This is a genomic window from Gluconobacter albidus, assembly GCF_002005485.1.
Taxonomy (GTDB): Bacteria; Pseudomonadota; Alphaproteobacteria; order Acetobacterales; family Acetobacteraceae; genus Gluconobacter; species Gluconobacter albidus.
The window spans coordinates 1673740-1690307 of the sequence record NZ_CP014689.1; the positions used below are offsets into that span (position 1 = coordinate 1673740).

Genomic DNA, 16568 nt, shown 5'->3' on the forward strand with positions numbered 1-16568 from the left:
CCGGATCAGAACATGTTGAGGGCAAGACGGGCATCATCGCTCATACGGCTCATATCCCACGGCGGATCCCAGACGATCTCGATCGTCGCCTGAGTGACGCCCGGAACATGCGACACGGCATCACGTACCATCTCGGGCAGTTCCTGCGCGCTGGGACAGTTCGGCGCCGTCAGCGTCATTTCCATATGGACGCGACCATCGTCATGCAGGTCAATCGCGTAGATCAGGCCAAGTTCGTAGACATTTACCGGAATTTCCGGATCATAAACCGTGGCGATGGCGGCGATGACCGCCTCCTGATCCGGCGCAGTTCCGGTGGCGGGAACGCAGGCTGTGTCTTCACTGGTGGAGATATCGGTCATGGCTACACTCATGTGAGCATCATCCGGGCCCGTTCAAGGCCTTCGATAAACGTGTCGATTTCATCGGTCGTGGTATAGATGCCAAAGCTGGCACGCGCTGTTGCCTGCACGCCCAGACGCCGGATCAGCGGCTCCGCACAATGCTGCCCCGCACGGATGGCAATTCCCAGCTGATCGAGCAGCGTCGCCAGATCATGCGGGTGCGCGCCATCCATAATGAAGGAAATCACGCCCCCGCGTTCCTGAGGCTCCCCCAGAACACGCAGACTGTTGATTCCACGCATTTTTTCCAATGCGTAGCGGGTGAGTTCCGCTTCATGACGGGAGATGGCCTCATAGCCGATCTCTTCCACGAAGCGGACAGCAGCCCCCAGACCAATAGTTTCCAGAATGGCCGGCGTTCCGGCTTCAAACTTGTGCGGAACATGCGCCCAAGTGGCGCGCTCGAACGACACGGTTTCGATCATGTCACCGCCACCCATGAAAGGCGGCATGGCGTCCAGAAGCTCCATTCTGCCCCAGAGCACACCGATGCCTGTGGGACCATAGAGCTTGTGCCCGGTGAAGGTGAAGAAATCCGCGCCGAGGTCCTGCACATCAATCCTGCGATGCACGACAGACTGCGACCCATCCAGCAGAATGCGCGCGCCGTAAGCATGGGCAATGTCCGCAAGCTTGCGAGCCGGCGTGATGGTCCCAAGCACGTTGGACATATGCGTGATGGCCACAAGCGCCACTTTGCCATCCGACAAAAGCGCCTCATAGGCATCCAGATCAATGTCGCCAGCGTCATTGATGGGCGCGACCCGCAGATCAATCCCCGCCCGGTCCCGCAGCATGAGCCAGGGCACGATATTGGCGTGGTGTTCCAGTTCGGAAATCAGAACCGCCTGCCCTGGCTTCAGCAGACTGCCGAAACTGTAGGCCACGAGGTTGATCGCCTCGGTGCTGTTGCGGGTGAAAACGATTTCATGGTGGTCGGGAGCATTGAGAAGACGGGCAACGTCATGACGGGCGCGCTCATAGGCTTCCGTCGTGCGTTCACTCATCCAGTGCAGGCCACGATGAATATTGGCATACTGGTGATAGGCCGCATCCCGCATAGCCTCGATCACGGCATCCGGTTTCTGCGAAGATGCCGCACTATCGAGGAAAACCAGCGGGCGGCCATGAACGGTTTCGTTCAGGATCGGAAAATGGGCGCGGATTTCAGCCGTTGTTTTTCCGGACGGGGTGCTGCTGCCGGTCATGACTCCATGCTCCGGCCCAGCAGATCACGCAGGGTCTCATCGGCAACGAGATCCAGCGCGTCTATCAGGAACGCCCGCACAAGAATATCGCGGGCCTGCGCTTCGGGAACACCCCGGGAGCGCAGATAGAAAAGCTGCTCATCATCAAGGGCGCCTACAGTGGCACCATGGCTGCACTTGACGTCGTCAGCATAGATTTCCAGCTCGGGCTTGCTGTTGATCTGCGCCTTTTCAGACAGCAGAAGCGCCTGGTTCATCTGATAGCCATCGGTTTTCTGGGCCACACGATCCACAAGGATCTTGCCCTGAAACACGCCCTGCCCGGCGTCTGACAGAACCGTCTTGACGGTCTGGCGCGAACTACCATCCGGAGCCGCATGATGGATCATGGAGGTCAGGTCGTTCAGCCGCTGGCCGTCCACGATCTGCACCCCATTCACATGAACTATGGCATGGGGGGCATTCAGCGTGACGACAGCTTCGTGCCGGGCGAGGCTCCCGCCCTGATTCAGGGTAAAGCTGTCATACTCGCCCTTCTCCGACACATCAGCAGACACGATGGCAAGATGCGTACCGCTCAGGCTCTCGCGCTGCAGCTTGATGTGACGCAGCGCAGCCCCCTTGCCCACGACAATGTCGAAACGCGGATTGGCGACATACCGCCCCTCGCCAGCATTGACGTCATAGAGCGTGAGCGATGCACCGTCTTCCAGCACGATGCGATGCTGCAGATGCGTCGAAACATCCGCGCCATCGCAGAGGCTGATGAGGGTCAGCAGTCCCGCGTCCGTTCCTGCCGGAATACGCAGATCGAGCCCCTTTTCGCCCAGCGCCATATTCAGCGTGGCGGAGAAAACACCCCTGAGCGGAGAAACAGGGTCCGAACCCTGTCCGGCGGCTTCCGGCAGAGCGGACAGACCGTCCAGCAGCCTGCCATTGCCATAGACCATCCGTGCGCCGCTTTCGGGCAGCGGCAAACCATCAAGGAGCGCAGCAACGGATTCAGACGCCAGAGGCGCGGCCTGTTGCCAGGCCGTTTCCGCGATAGTGCGCAGCGGCGTATAGCGCCACGCTTCGACACGACGCGTTGGCAGGCCGGTTTCGGCAAGAGCCGTCCCGTGACCGGAAGCGCGCTGGATAAACACCTCCAGAGCCGGGGTCTCCTTCGCCACGCTTGGCTGTACGCTCACGCTGCCGCCTCGAGGAACTGGGTATAACCCTGCTTTTCAAGCGTCTTGGCGATCTCAGGGCCGCCGCTATGGATGATGCGGCCATGCGCCATGACATGCACCCGGTCCGGCACGATATAGTCGAGCAGACGCTGATGATGCGTGATGACCAGAGCAGAGAAATCCGGGCTGCGCAGCGAATTCACGCCTTCCGCGACAATACGCAGGGCGTCGATGTCCAGACCGCTATCCGTCTCGTCAAGGATGGCGAAAGACGGCTGAAGCAGGCGCATCTGGAGCACTTCGTTGCGCTTCTTCTCGCCACCCGAAAAGCCGACATTGACCGCACGCTTGAGCATGTCGTCGGACATGGACAGGTGCTTGGTTTCGGCGCGGACGGCCTTGAGGAAGGCCACGGCATCCAGTTCGGCTTCACCACGCGCCCGGCGAACGGCGTTTACGGCAGTCCGCAGGAAATTCGCGTTGTTCACACCCGGTAGCTCAACCGGCGACTGGAACGCCAGGAACAGGCCCAGAGCAGCGCGTTCTTCAGGTTCAAGAGCCAGAAGATCCTGTCCCTTGAACGTGGCCGACCCACCCGTAACTTCGTAGTCGTCACGACCGGCAAGCACATAGGACAGCGTGGATTTACCCGAGCCGTTCGGCCCCATGATGGCGTGGACTTCACCCTTGGGGATTTCTAGATCGAGCCCCTTGAGAATGTCCTTGGGCGTGCCATCGGCGTCGATACGGGCCTGAAGCCCCTGAATTTTCAGAAAATCGCTCATATTAACCCACACTTCCTTCGAGGCTGATCTGCAGAAGCTTCTGCGCCTCGACCGCGAATTCCATCGGCAGCTCCTTGAGCACCTCGCGGCAGAAACCATTGACGATCAGACCAACCGCATCTTCTTCCGAAAGGCCGCGCGAACGGCAGTAGAAAAGCTGGTCTTCAGAGATTTTTGACGTGGTCGCTTCATGCTCCACGCGTGCCGTCATGTTGCGGCTTTCGATATAGGGCACAGTATGCGCGCCACACTGATCGCCGATCAGCAGGCTGTCGCACTGCGTGAAATTGCGCGCGTTCCGGGCCTTTGGCTGCATACGCACCAGACCGCGATAGGTGCTGTCCGACTGACCGGCCGAGATCGTCTTGGCGATGATCGTCGAGCGCGTATTGGGCGCAAGATGGATCATCTTCGTGCCGGTATCGGCCTGCTGGTGGTTGTTGGTCACCGCAACCGAGTAAAACTCGCCGACCGATCCTTCACCCGCCAGCACGCAGGACGGATATTTCCATGTGATCGCAGAGCCGGTCTCAACCTGCGTCCACGAAATCTTGGACCGTGCGCCACGGCAGATGCCACGCTTGGTGACGAAGTTGTAAATGCCGCCCCGACCTTCATCATCGCCCGGATACCAGTTCTGGACGGTGGAATACTTGATCGAGGAGTCTTCCATCGCGATCAGTTCGACCACGGCCGCATGAAGCTGGTTCTCATCACGCTGCGGCGCCGTGCAGCCTTCCAGATAGGAGACGGTGGCGCGGTCTTCAGCGATGATGAGGGTGCGTTCGAACTGCCCCGTATTGCGCGCATTGATGCGGAAATAGGTGGACAGTTCCATTGGGCAGCGAACACCCTCGGGGATGTAGACGAAGGAACCATCGGTAAAGACGGCGGAATTCAGCGCCCCGAAGAAATTGTCGGACACCGGCACGACCGTACCCAGATATTTCCGGACCAGCTCGGGATGTTCGCGGATAGCTTCGGAGATCGGGCAGAAGATGACGCCGGCTTCCGCAAGCGTTTTGCGGAAGGTCGTTGCGACGGACACACTGTCGAAAACGGCATCAACGGCAACAGGCAGACGCGCCTCTTCCGCCCCTTCCACGCCAGCCAGAAGGGCCTGTTCGTGCAGGGGAATGCCCAGCTTGGCATAAGTCTTGAGAAGTTCGGGATCAACTTCATCAAGGCTCTTGGGGCCAGGCTTTTTCTTAGGCTGGGCGAAGTAATGCGCGTCCTGATAATCAATCGGCGGGTGATGGATATGAGCCCAGGTCGGCTCTTCCATTTCCAGCCACGCACGAAAAGCCTTCAGACGCCAGTCCAGCATCCATTGCGGCTCGCCCTTGCGCTCGGAGATCAGGCGCACCGTCTCCTCATTGAGACCCTTGGGCGCGATATCCATTTCGATATCGGTCTCAAAGCCCCATTCGTAGCTGGATTTCGCGAGTTTTTCGACTGTCTCGCGGGTTTCCGTCACGGCTGGCATGGTGTGTTGTCCTTAACTGACCGCTTCGGTCACGGAGGGAGACTCCGCTCCAACGGTGGCGACAGGGGCCAACGCGGGGCCGCGCCTTGGCAGGCGCTCCGCATGTCGGCCCATATCCGCCAGTGTAATGCTGTTGAGTGTGCTGAGGATGGCATCGTTCACAACGTCCCACTGGCCCGACAGGCCGCACAGGGAACTGTGTTCGCATTCGCGCCCGTCACAGCAGGCGGTAATGGCGATGGGTCCGTCCACGGCTGCGATAACGGCGGCGACGGTCACCTTTTCAAGCTCGCCCGCAAGGCGGTAGCCGCCTCGGGCGCCGCGATGGGACAGCACCAGGCCGCTGGAGGCCAGCCCTTTGAGGAGCTTGGCCACGGTGGGTTCTGGAACACCGGTTTCTACTGCAAGGGCTGCGGCTGTTGCCAGTCCTTCATGACGACCGAGATGGACCAGAAGGACAGTGGCGTAATCGGCCAGTTTGGAGAGCCTCAGCATCGCTTGCACACTCGCATCTTGTTCTAATTCAAGACTTGGTAAGTCCTGATTTGTTCCAAATGGCCCATACCGGAGCAAAGGTCAAGGCTTCTGTGCCCGACCTTTCCCTGACATGGAATGTCACACACCAAAAAACAGTCGGGAAACGCCGTCAAGCGCGGCTCCGGCCAGAAAACCCACGACCGTGCCATTGATGCGGATATAGGCAAGGTCACGGCCGACACGCGACTCCAGTCGCATCGCCAGATCGTTTCCGTCCCATCCTGCCATGACGGCGGCGATGAACCCGGAGAGCTTCTCGCGCAGACCTGGCAGGATCCGCTGGACCGTGCTTTCAACAGCCTGATTGACTTTCAGACGCAGGGCATCACTGGACCGCAGCGCACTCGCAAGCTGAACGATCGCGGCATCAATGACCGTGGCGCTCCAGCCCTCTTCGCGGCCACTGTCTTCCTCAACCATGCGCCGCAGACGGTCCCACAGTTCTGAACTCCAGCCCTTGAGGCTGGTATGGGTCAGGACGGAGGTAATGGTGTCGGCCATGTCCTTGCGACGGACGGGGTCATGTTCGATCCGGTCGATTTCGCCACGAACCCATGTCGTAAATCCGTGCCGCAGGTCCGAGTCCATGGGATCGACCCGTTCAAACTCGGCATGGAGCGCCATCAGCACACGGCTGGCGACGGAGCCGCCGATCGCCCAGCCCAGAAAACGGCCGCCCTGCTCCCGCACGCGCTCCTCAACGAAATGCCGCAGGTCCGACTCCCGGGACGTTACGGTGGTCTTGATGCGCTCAAGCAGAAAAGACAGCACCTCCTGGTGCATCTCGCTGTCCACCATGGCACGCATGCCACGGGAGACCAGCGGCGCCATTTCCTCACCATTGAGCAGGACCGGAAGGGCACGTGAAATCGCAGCCTTCGCACGTCCGTCCTCAAGACGGTCGAACATCACGGGAATGGCGGAGCGCATGCTGTTGACGAGTGTCTGGCGTGTCGCAGGTTCGCTCAGCATGTCGGCGATCAGGCCGGAAAGATCAATTTTTGACAAAGCACGGCGCACATCTTCTTCAGTGAAGAACTGGCCCGAAATGAAGCGGCCCAGCGCCTGTCCGAGACGCTCTTTCTGACGCGGCAGAATAGCCGTGTGGGGAATGGGGAGGCCAAGCGGGTGCCGAAACAGCGCAGTTACGGCGAACCAGTCGGCAAGACCACCGACCACGCCCGCTCTCGAACCCGCCCGTAGCAGACCGAACGCCAGACTGCCATCGCCGATATGACGGGCCGCCGCCAGCGTCGTGCCTGCGGCAAGCACTCCCATGCCAACGAGCAGGCCACCGGCCATGAACCGGGGCGAAAGACCTGCGGGGCCGGATTTGGAGACGGGATGGGGCGTGTCCGCATGCATCTGCGGACAGATAGCATCATTCCGACGGGCTGTCGCGTACAGAGCAAGGTTGCGCTTGGCAGCAGGGCGTGAAAAGTATTGCGGCCCGTTTTCGGTCCATTTTTTCTTTTTTCCGCAGAAGCGAGACTGCTCCCGATGTCTGACTGCGCCTCCCGGCTCGATCCGTCTCTCCATGACCGTATTGACGCGATGACGTCCCGGCTGCTCCACGAACGTGATGGTCTCGAAGACCTGATTGCCTCCATCGGGCAGGATCTGTCCAACGACGATCCGGACGCCAGCAGAGCGCGCCTTGCCGAGATCGGGAACGTCGTACGCGCCCTGCGTGACGAGCATTTCGTGGACCGCGCCGCACATCTGCGCGCCTATGTCGGCCTTGATGAGACTGCCCCGCAGGAGCGGCTTGAGGCCGTGGCAAAGCGTCTGGTGGCTCAGGTTCCGGACGCGGTTTCGCTGACCGTGCCGAAGATTGCCGCGGTTTTCACCGCACATCCGACGTTCGCACTGGCAGACGGGGTGTATGACATCCTGACGCAGCGGGCAGAAAATCCGGAAACGCCGATCCCGTGCCTGAAAACGCACCGCCGTCCCGGACCGCCGACACTGGCGCAGGAGCAGGCCCTTGCACTGGCGGCCATCCTGCGGGGCCGGGATGCCCTCGATGACCTGACAGCAGCGCTCCTGCGGGAGATGTCCCAGCGCTGGTCGGGCGAAAACAGCCACGTTGATCCCGCTCCCGTGATTCTGGCGAGCTGGGTCGGCTTCGATACGGATGGACGTAACGATATCGGCTGGTGGGATACGCTGCGCATCCGGCTCGAACTGAAGTCGTCCCAGCTTCATCGTCTGACGGATGGGCTGGAGCGGCTGGGTCTGCAGGAAAGTGCGCTGGCCATGCGCACGCGCCGGGCCATCGAAGCTGTCAAGACGCAGCATGCGGCTTGCCCGACCGGACGGGATGCCGCGCCGGAAACCATCCGTGATTTTGCCCAGACGCTGATTTCACACCGCGACAAGGCGCTTCTGGATGCCGCCGAGCTTCTGCCGCTCTTTCAGGATGCCGCTTCCGGACTGGATGAAGACAGCCTGCTACACCTGCGGACGCTGCGTGCCGGGTTCATGAACCACGGCCTCGGAATTGCCCGCATCCATACCCGTCTGAACGCGGCACAGATCTATAATGTCGCGCGCACACGACTGGGCCTGACCGACGATCCGGCCCTGCCCTCGCGTCGTCGCGTTCTGCTGACGAAGATCGACGAGGCCCTTTCGAACCTGACGCCCCGTGCCGTGGATTTCGGCTCGCTGCTGGTCGAGCCTGCCTCCGCCGCGCGGCTGATGATGACCATGGCGCAGATCCTCAAGCACATCGACTCAGGATCGCCGATCCGCTTCCTCATCGCCGAGACCGAAAGCGGGTATACGCTGCTGGCGACGCTCTGGCTGGCACGGCTGTTCGGGATCGAGGATCACCAGATCGAAATTTCGCCGCTCTTTGAAACGGAAAGCGCGCTCGAAAATGGCGAGACCATTCTGGAAGAAGCTTTCCGTTCAAGCCATTGGCGCGATTATCTGAAGGCGAACGGACGACTATCGCTTCAGTTCGGCTATTCCGATTCGGGACGCTATGTCGGACAGCTTGCCGCCACCAATCTGGTCGAGCGCCTGCGGATGCGGACCCTTTCCCTGCTGGCGGAACACGGACTGGAGGATGTTTCCCTCACGCTGTTCGATACGCACGGCGAAAGCATCGGACGCGGCGCGCATCCTTTCAGCCTGCGTCAGCGCCTGGATTATTTCTCCCCTGCCCGCACGCGACTAGCCATGCGCGAAGCCGGGATCGGCTGCCGCGTCGAAACCGCGTTTCAGGGTGGCGACGGCTACACGCTGTTCGGAACGAAGGCTCTTGCGGCGTCCACGATTGCCACTCTTGCCGAACATACGGCCGAAGTCCCGCAGGACACGAAAGATCCGGTCTATGCACGTCCCGATTTCGCAGCCGATTTCTTCTCCACCATCGCACTCGACATGGGCGCGCTGGTCGATGATCCGGGCTATGCCGCATTGCTCAGCGCATTCGGGCCGTCACTGATCGACAAGACGGGCTCCCGCCCATCTGCACGTCAGTCGGATGCCGCGACCGTGACGCGCATCACCCATCCCGGCCAGCTTCGGGCCATTCCCAATAACGCGATCCTCCAGCAGCTCGGCTGGTGGGCGAATGTGCTGCACGGGCTGGGCAATGCGGCGCAACGCCATCCCGAGACGTTCGAGCAGTTCGCAACAGAATCATCGCGCTTCCGCGAAGCCATGGATTTCGCCCGTCAGGCACTGGCTCATTCCGATCTGGACGTCCTGCGGACAACGATCCATCAACTCGACCCCGGAACCTGGCTGGACCGCGCAGCCAAGGCCCAGAGCGACGAGGAACGGCAGAGCCTGCTAGGCATTTCGCACGGACTGGAGCTGCTGCGTTTCTGGACGAGCGGCCCTGCAATGTTCCGGCGTATTCAGGCAGACCATATCGCACTGCGCGCTGCATGGCCTGATGCGCCACGCATGGCAGCTCGTGAAAAGCTGCTCCATGCGATCCGCTTCGCTCTTATCGACCGTCTGTGGGGCCTCTCGACGCGCATTCCGTATTTCGGGCCGCGCAACAGCCTGACACGGGAGTCCATCACGAACCTGATCCTCTGCCTGGATGTGCCGCGTGCGCTGCACCTTCTGGACGACCTGTTCCCCCTCACGGTTCCCAGCGTTGCCAATCTCGATTTTGGAGAACCGGGCGATGCGGCTGAGGCTGGCGGTTTTGCGCGGGAGCATCAGGAAATTTTCGAGCCGCTGTCGCAGTGCTTTGCATTGCTGCGCGAGGTGGGGATCGCCATCATGCACGCCAACAGGGCTTTCGGCTGAAGAATGATACGTAGCCGGAACCCTTGTCGGTGAGGGCTACGTCCGTCTAAAAGCTCCCTGTAACAAACCCTAACGGAAAGTTCCTCTGCATGCTTCGCAAGGCCCTTCTTCTGGGCGCAGCCATGATGGCTGTGCCTGCTCTGGCCGCAGGTCCCGCGACACCGGCACCCAATGCTGACAGCGTGACGAACGGGACGGTAACGGTCAATGGCGCCACGATCCCCTACCGGGCCGTCGCGGGAACCATTCTGGTACATGGCGCCGACTACAACGATTCCAGCGACGTTCTGGCCAAGCGCGGCACGAAGATTGATAGCGGCAAGGACGACGACAGCAAGACCGCACCGGTCGCGTCCATGTTCTACACCGCCTATTTCAAGGAAGGCGTTCCGTCGGAAAAACGTCCGATCACGTTCCTTTATAATGGTGGGCCGGGATCAGCTTCGGTCTGGGTGCATATGGGCACGTTTGGTCCGCGTCGTGTGAACACACCGGGTGACACACACCTTCCGGCCGCACCCTATGCGCTCATCAACAACCCGCAGTCCCTGATGGATGTTTCAGACGTGGTGTTTGTCGATGCGCCGGGAACAGGTTTTTCCCGAATTGCCGGGAAGGATGCCGACAAAGAATTTCTGGGTGTTGACGGTGACGGCGAAGCTTTCACACATTTCATCTCAAAGTTCCTCGCCAAGTATCATCGCTATAATTCGCCGAAATACCTGTTCGGCGAGAGCTATGGCACGATGCGTTCGGCCGTGGTCATCAATGACCTTGAGCAGGACGAAAACATCGACTTCAACGGTGTAATCCTGCTGTCGCAGATCCTGAACTACGACAACAGCGATGACAGTCCGCAGTTCAATGCCGGCATGGACGATCCCTATGTGCTGGCCCTGCCGACCTATGCAGCAACAGCATGGTATCATCACTGCCTGCCTGCCGAACATCCGGATCTGAAGGCGTTCCTGCGCGAAGTCGAGCATTTCGCGATGACCGACTACACGCTGGCCCTGCGTCAGGGTGCTGATCTGCCGGAAGACCAGCGTCAGGCGATTGCGGCGAAGCTGCATGACTACACGGGCCTGCCGGTCGATTACATCCTGCGGGCAGATCTGCGCGTTAATGGCGGCGAATTCGACCAGCAGCTTCAGGCCAAGACCGGAATGGCGACGGGCCGTCTGGATACGCGCTATTCAAGCCCGACGATTGACCCGATGAGCCAGGAAGTGGATTACGATCCGCAGTCCAGCGCCATCAGCTCTGCTTATGTCACGGCCTTCAACGACTATGTCCGCAACACACTCAAATATGGCACGGACGAGGACTATCGCCTCTATAACAGCCAGGGCCACTGGGACAGCCACCACCGGCAGCCCGGTCACGGCTACCAGCCCAAGGGCGAGCCGAACGTCATGACGGATCTGGCCATGGCGATGAAAACCAATCCGAACCTGCACGTGATGCTCAACGCAGGCTACTACGATCTCGCAACGCCGTATTTCGAAGGCGTTTATGAGATGAAGCACCTGCCGATGGCAAAAAGCCTGCAGAAGAACATCGAATACGCCCAGTATCCTTCCGGCCACATGGTCTATGTGGATCCGGCGACGCTCCAGCAGTTGCATGACAATGTAGCGGCCTTCATCCGCCGGACAGACAATCTGCACTGATCCCTGAAAAATCAGACAAGGCTGCGGAGGGGAAACCTTCCGCAGCCTTTTTTATGCTCAGACTGTACGAGCAGGCCAGCCGATGCGGACCAAAACACAATCCGGTCCATTGACCGCGAATTCATACATGCCCCAGGGCTTGATCGACGGCCCTTCCTTTTCAAGAACCTGGCCCGCGAAGAGCCGTGCCAGCGCATCCACATCCGGACGGCGGAAATAGAGACCGAAAGGATTGCGTCCTGCTTCGACCCAGCCGGAAACGGCCTGCGTCAAATGAAGCTCCTCTCCGTCCGGGGTTTGCAAAAGCCGGTATTCAGCTGAACTGCCAGCCTGGGGCGAAAAGCCCAGTGCCGCAAAGAACTGCTCGGCCTGCAGAAGATTGTTCACGGGCAAAATAGCAATAACGGATCTCAGAGGCTCACACGAGGACATCGCTCTCTCTTTGACGGTACTGGACACAAAAAACCCCGCCAGATTGCTCTGGCGGGGTCTGATGTTTCACCGGGGCGAAAAAATCAGGCGGACTTCGCGATGATTTCGTCAGCCACGTTACGAGGAACGGCTTCGTAGTGATGGAACTGCATGGTGAAGGACGCACGGCCCTTCGTTGCAGAACGCAGGTGCGAGATGTAGCCGAACATTTCCTTCAGCGGCACCTGTGCACGGATCATCACGGTCGAACCAGACGTTTCCTGGCTCTGGATGATGCCGCGGCGGCGGTTAAGATCGCCCACCACGTCACCGACGTGATCGTTCGGGGTCGTGACTTCAACGTCCATGATCGGCTCGAGGATCACCGGACCGGCGTTCTTCATGCCTTCACGGAAAGCAGCCTTGGCGGCGATTTCGAAGGCCAGAGCCGACGAGTCAACGTCATGGTACTTACCGTCGAGAAGCGTGAACTGGAAGTCCACGGTCGGGAAGCCGGCCAGAACACCCGTGGTGCTCTGCATGCGGATGCCCTTTTCGACAGCCGGGATGTATTCCTTCGGAACCGTACCGCCGACGACCTTGTTGGTGAAGATGATCTCGTCCGGCTTGTCAGACGGAGCGAACTCGATCTTGACTTCAGCGTACTGACCCGAACCACCAGACTGCTTCTTGTGGGTGTACGTCTCGATGTGGGTCTTCGTGATCGTCTCACGATAGGCCACCTGAGGCGCACCGATGTTGGCATCAACGCCGTATTCACGACGCAGACGGTCAACGATGATGTCCAGGTGAAGCTCGCCCATACCGGAAAGGATGGTCTGACCCGTTTCCTGATCGGTCTTGAGGTGCAAGGACGGATCTTCAGCCGTCAGCTTCTGCAGAGCCAGCGTCATCTTCTCGACGCCGTCCTTGGTCTTCGGCTCGACGGAGATGTCGATGACCGGAACCGGGAACTGCATACGCTCCAGAACCACCGGATCGGCGGCGTCGGCAAGCGTGTCACCCGTAACGGTGTCCTTGAGGCCCACGAATGCGGCGATATCACCGGCACCGACGGACTTCACTTCCTGGCGCTTGTCGGCATGCATCTGGAACATGCGGCCGACGCGTTCCTTGTGACCCTTCGTCGTGTTCAGGATGGTGTCACCGGAGTTCAGAACGCCACGATAGACACGAACGAAGGTCAGCGTGCCGTACTTGTCGGAGATGATCTTGAACGCAAGGCCAGCGAACTTGCCATCCGGATCGACCGGAACGATCGGCAGGAAGTCTTCATCGACTTCTTCACCTTCCGGCGGAGCAATACGGATGCCTTCGACTTCGTCAGGAGCCGGCAGGTAGTCGATGACTGCGTCGAGCAGGGGCTGCACGCCCTTGTTCTTGAAGGCCGTACCGCACATGACGGGACGGAATTCACCGGAAATGGCACCCTTCTTGATGCACTTCTTGAGGGTTGCAACGTCCACGTCGCCCTTCTCGAAGTACTCTTCCATGGCTGCGTCGTCGACGGCCAGAGCCGTATCGAGCAGGACCTGGCGGGCTTCGTCAGCCTTTTCCTTCAGGTCAGCCGGGATCTCTTCGTAGTGGAACTTGGCGCCGAGTTCGCCGCCTTCCCACACGATGGCGCGCATCTCGACCAGATCAACCACGCCAACGAAGTTTTCTTCGGCGCCGATCGGGAGCTGCAGCGGCACGGCCACGATGTCCAGCTTCTCTTTCAGCGTGCTGAAAGCGTAGTAGAAGTCGGCGCCGGTACGGTCGAGCTTGTTGATGAAGATGACGCGCGGAACGTTGTAACGGTCAGCAAGGCGCCAGTTCGTTTCGGACTGCGGCTGCACGCCGGCCACGCCTTCGATCACGAAGATCGCGCCATCGAGCACGCGGAGCGAACGGTTGACTTCGATGTTGAAGTCAATGTGGCCCGGGGTGTCGATGATGTTGATGCGGTGGTCGTTCCACTCACAGGTCACGGCTGCCGAGGTGATCGTGATGCCACGCTCACGTTCCTGCGCCATATAGTCAGTGGTGGTGTTGCCTTCGTGGACCTCACCGATCTTGTGAGAGACACCCGTGTAATACAGGATACGCTCGGTCGTCGTGGTCTTACCGGCATCAATGTGCGCGGTAATACCGATGTTGCGAATCTTCGAGAGAGCCGACTTGGCTTCCTGAACGCTTTCGGACACGGAGAACCTCCAAAATACAATGAAAGGTGTTTCAGCCTGGACCGAAACACCTCCGCTGCGGCCCTGTGAAAGGACCGAACCTGATTTATCCCAGTGGCGGCTGAATGACCCAGACCGCCATGGTTTTCAAGAGCAATCTTGTTACCAAACAAAGTTCGGCAAAGATTCCTCAGGCGGTCTGGGCAGCCTTGCGTTCCTGAACGCGCAGGATACGGCGCTTGATGACCTGGGCTTCCGTCGGAAGCTTGCGGTTCGGCGTACCCAGCAGGAACGAATCCAGCCCACCGTTGTGCTCAACCGTGCGGATACCGTTGGTGGACAGGCGCATACGCACCGAAGCACCGAGAATATCGGAGATCAGCGTGGTCTCCTGCAGGTTCGGGAGAAAACGACGGCGGGACTTGTTATTGGCGTGGCTGACGTTGTTGCCCGTCAGCACGCCCTTGCCCGTGATCTGGCAACGGCGAGACATGGTGGTACTTTCCTCGATGCTGGATGACGCAGGACAGCGAGGTCCGGCGTGTTCCGTAAATCAGGCGCGGCTTATGACGTATGGTTGGGGGCTTCGTCAACCCCCGGAGACGTTTTCCCCGGCCTGTGCGGCCCACATTGCGGCATAATGACCACCTGCGGACAGCAGTTCCATGTGGCTTCCCTGCTCCACCACACGCCCCGCGTCAAGTACGACAATGCGATCGGCATCCTGAACGGTAGACAGACGATGTGCGACAATGATCGTCGTGCGCGCCCGGGAGAGGATCGCCAGCTCCTTCTGGATAGCGACCTCGGTGCGGGTATCAAGCGCACTCGTAGCCTCGTCCAGCAGCAGGATGCGCGGGTCCTTGAGAATGACGCGGGCAATAGCCACACGCTGCTTTTCCCCCCCTGAAAGCTTCAGCCCCCGCTCCCCGACCACGGTCTCATACCCGTCGGGAAGCCCCCGGATGAACGCGTCGATCTGCGCACTTCGGGCCGCGCTTTCAATATCTTCGCGGGAGGCCGACAGATCGCCATAAGCAATATTGTCGCCAATGCTGGAGTTGAAGAGCACCGTATCCTGCGGGACCGTCCCGATGATGTTCTGGATGTCGATTGGTGCGATGTCACGCAGGTCATGCCCGTCAATACAGACCGAGCCCTCCGTGGGATCGTAGGCGCGGGTCAGCAGGCGCCCCAGAGTGGATTTCCCGGAGCCTGTATGGCCGACAATGGCGAGAGACGTCCCTGCGGGTACGCTGATGGAGACATCATGCAGGATCTGCCGTGCAGGACTGTAGCCGAAGGAGACGTGACGGAACGCCACCGCAGCGGCTCCGGCCTCCGACAGTTTTCCCGCCAGATGCACGGGCTGCGGAGCCTGGGTGATTTCCGAGCGGATGGCGAGCAGTTCGAGATAGTTCTCCAGATCGACGCGGGCATTGCGCCATCCGGCACTGACATAGTTCAGGGCCCCAACAGACGAATAAAGCCCGCTCAGATAGCTGCCGATCAGGACGAACTGCGCCACTGCGAGACGGTGCAACACGATATCATGCGCCGCCATGGCCAGAAGCGTGGTCGTCGTCACAGCGATCAGGATACCCCGGCTGATCTGGGACAGGCTGACATAACGCTGAAGGCTGATTTCCGCCTTCCGGAGATCCCTGCGAGCCGCGTCGTAACGGTCAATTTCATGGGTTTCATTGGCAAAACTTCGCACCGTCTCGAAGTTGAGGATACTGTCCACAAGCTGGTGCTGGGCCTGATTGCTGGCACGGTTCCGCGCCCGCCTGGCCGTCATCCTCAGGCGGGTAAAAACGTAAGACACGGCGGAATACAGCCCCAGCGCCACCAGAAGCAGCACAACATATCGCCAGTCGAAAATTTTCAGGATGACGGTCAGTGTCATGATGAGTTCAATGACGTTGGGCAAAACGTTGAACAGCGCCAGTGACAGCAGCGTTCCGACAGCATCGGCCCCACGATCGAGCGTCCGGGTCAGTGAGCCCGTCTGCCGGTCCAGATGGAAGCGGACACTCAGATCATGCAGATGCCGTAACCCGAGGACAGCAACACGACGCTCAAGATCCGTTTCAACCGGCTTGACCAGAAATTCCCGCAATGGGCTCGCCAGTCCGGAAATAATGCGGATGACGGCATACTGGGCTATCAGCCACACCGGGACAGCCAGAAGGGTTTCCGGACGCGAAAGACTGCTCACCATACGACTGAAGAGCCAGGGCGTCGCAACGGCGGTCGCACTTTCCACCAGAAGAATGACCAGTGCAAAGCCGATACGCGTCGCGTCGGGCCAGAGCTTCTCAGGACGGATCAGGGGCCACAGAACACGAAGGGAAAGCGCTTCAGACGTCGAATCGGTTTTTTTGAGCATGGATCGACTATGTGGAAGTGCTGACGGTGCTTTGCA

The 16568-nt window shown here is 59.9% G+C and carries 13 protein-coding genes; 2 read left to right on the forward strand and 11 right to left on the reverse strand.

Annotated elements, in window-relative coordinates; genetic code table 11:
* Window positions 1-5 precede the first annotated feature (5 nt).
* The 7 genes from A0U94_RS07550 to A0U94_RS07580 form a co-directional block, all read right to left on the reverse strand.
* Entirely contained in the window at window positions 6-362 is a 357-nt protein-coding gene (locus tag A0U94_RS07550) for an SUF system Fe-S cluster assembly protein (RefSeq protein ID WP_086648458.1), read from the reverse strand.
* An 8-nt stretch (window positions 363-370) separates the two neighbouring features.
* Window positions 371-1612 (reverse strand): cysteine desulfurase, encoded by a 1242-nt coding sequence (locus tag A0U94_RS07555; RefSeq protein ID WP_077802992.1) that lies wholly within the window; start codon window positions 1610-1612, stop codon window positions 371-373.
* Entirely contained in the window at window positions 1609-2802 is a 1194-nt protein-coding gene (sufD, locus tag A0U94_RS07560) for a Fe-S cluster assembly protein SufD (RefSeq protein ID WP_077802993.1), read from the reverse strand. The genes A0U94_RS07555 and sufD overlap by 4 nt, the downstream gene beginning before the upstream one ends.
* Window positions 2799-3569: a Fe-S cluster assembly ATPase SufC gene (gene sufC, locus A0U94_RS07565; protein ID WP_062029658.1), complete on the reverse strand. Its 771-nt coding sequence runs from the start codon at window positions 3567-3569 to the stop codon at window positions 2799-2801. Before sufC ends, sufD begins: the two co-directional genes overlap by 4 nt.
* Before the next feature lies 1 nt (window position 3570).
* Window positions 3571-5055 (reverse strand): Fe-S cluster assembly protein SufB, encoded by a 1485-nt coding sequence (gene sufB / locus A0U94_RS07570; protein ID WP_077802994.1) that lies wholly within the window; start codon window positions 5053-5055, stop codon window positions 3571-3573.
* A gap of 12 nt (window positions 5056-5067) precedes the next feature.
* Window positions 5068-5550: an SUF system Fe-S cluster assembly regulator gene (locus A0U94_RS07575; RefSeq protein WP_062109609.1), complete on the reverse strand. Its 483-nt coding sequence runs from the start codon at window positions 5548-5550 to the stop codon at window positions 5068-5070.
* Between the two features lie 120 nt (window positions 5551-5670).
* The gene (locus tag A0U94_RS07580; RefSeq protein WP_077802995.1) at window positions 5671-6957 is read right to left on the reverse strand and encodes a DUF445 domain-containing protein; all 1287 of its coding nucleotides are present in this window, start codon (window positions 6955-6957) and stop codon (window positions 5671-5673) included.
* Between the two features lie 135 nt (window positions 6958-7092).
* Here A0U94_RS07580 and A0U94_RS07585 point away from each other — a divergent pair, with 135 nt between their 5' ends.
* Both A0U94_RS07585 and A0U94_RS07590 read left to right on the forward strand, forming a co-directional pair.
* On the forward strand, window positions 7093-9870 hold the full coding sequence (locus tag A0U94_RS07585) for a phosphoenolpyruvate carboxylase (RefSeq protein WP_077802996.1): 2778 nt from the start codon (window positions 7093-7095) through the stop codon (window positions 9868-9870).
* Window positions 9871-9959: 89 nt separating this feature from the next.
* Window positions 9960-11543 (forward strand): S10 family peptidase, encoded by a 1584-nt coding sequence (locus tag A0U94_RS07590; RefSeq protein WP_077802997.1) that lies wholly within the window; start codon window positions 9960-9962, stop codon window positions 11541-11543.
* Window positions 11544-11600: 57 nt separating this feature from the next.
* Here A0U94_RS07590 and A0U94_RS07595 read toward each other — a convergent pair whose 3' ends face one another.
* The 4 genes from A0U94_RS07595 to A0U94_RS07610 all read right to left on the reverse strand — a co-directional run bounded on the left by A0U94_RS07595 (window position 11601) and on the right by A0U94_RS07610 (window position 16532).
* Window positions 11601-11930 carry a VOC family protein gene (locus A0U94_RS07595; RefSeq protein ID WP_197458984.1) on the reverse strand — a complete coding sequence of 110 codons (330 nt, stop codon included), beginning with the start codon at window positions 11928-11930 and terminating at the stop codon, window positions 11601-11603.
* Window positions 11931-12058: 128 nt separating this feature from the next.
* Window positions 12059-14161 (reverse strand): elongation factor G, encoded by a 2103-nt coding sequence (gene fusA / locus A0U94_RS07600; protein WP_062109615.1) that lies wholly within the window; start codon window positions 14159-14161, stop codon window positions 12059-12061.
* 169 nt (window positions 14162-14330) lie between these two features.
* Window positions 14331-14633, reverse strand: a complete 303-nt coding sequence (rpmB, locus tag A0U94_RS07605) for a 50S ribosomal protein L28 (RefSeq protein WP_041110511.1) — start codon at window positions 14631-14633, stop codon at window positions 14331-14333.
* Between the two features lie 96 nt (window positions 14634-14729).
* The gene (locus A0U94_RS07610) at window positions 14730-16532 is read right to left on the reverse strand and encodes an ABCB family ABC transporter ATP-binding protein/permease (RefSeq protein ID WP_077802998.1); all 1803 of its coding nucleotides are present in this window, start codon (window positions 16530-16532) and stop codon (window positions 14730-14732) included.
* Window positions 16533-16568 lie beyond the last annotated feature (36 nt).

Bases quoted from the DNA above. Each gene is read 5' to 3' on its own strand.
- A0U94_RS07585 (WP_077802996.1), top strand. From the start codon at position 7,093: ATGTCTGACTGCGCCTCCCGGCTCGATCCGTCTCTCCATGACCGTATT.
- A0U94_RS07575 (WP_062109609.1), bottom strand. From the start codon at position 5,550: ATGCTGAGGCTCTCCAAACTGGCCGATTACGCCACTGTCCTTCTGGTC.
- sufB (WP_077802994.1), bottom strand. From the start codon at position 5,055: ATGCCAGCCGTGACGGAAACCCGCGAGACAGTCGAAAAACTCGCGAAA.
- sufC (WP_062029658.1), bottom strand. From the start codon at position 3,569: ATGAGCGATTTTCTGAAAATTCAGGGGCTTCAGGCCCGTATCGACGCC.
- A0U94_RS07610 (WP_077802998.1), bottom strand. From the start codon at position 16,532: ATGCTCAAAAAAACCGATTCGACGTCTGAAGCGCTTTCCCTTCGTGTT.
- A0U94_RS07580 (WP_077802995.1), bottom strand. From the start codon at position 6,957: ATGCATGCGGACACGCCCCATCCCGTCTCCAAATCCGGCCCCGCAGGT.
- rpmB (WP_041110511.1), bottom strand. From the start codon at position 14,633: ATGTCTCGCCGTTGCCAGATCACGGGCAAGGGCGTGCTGACGGGCAAC.
- A0U94_RS07590 (WP_077802997.1), top strand. From the start codon at position 9,960: ATGCTTCGCAAGGCCCTTCTTCTGGGCGCAGCCATGATGGCTGTGCCT.
- A0U94_RS07550 (WP_086648458.1), bottom strand. From the start codon at position 362: ATGACCGATATCTCCACCAGTGAAGACACAGCCTGCGTTCCCGCCACC.
- A0U94_RS07555 (WP_077802992.1), bottom strand. From the start codon at position 1,612: ATGACCGGCAGCAGCACCCCGTCCGGAAAAACAACGGCTGAAATCCGC.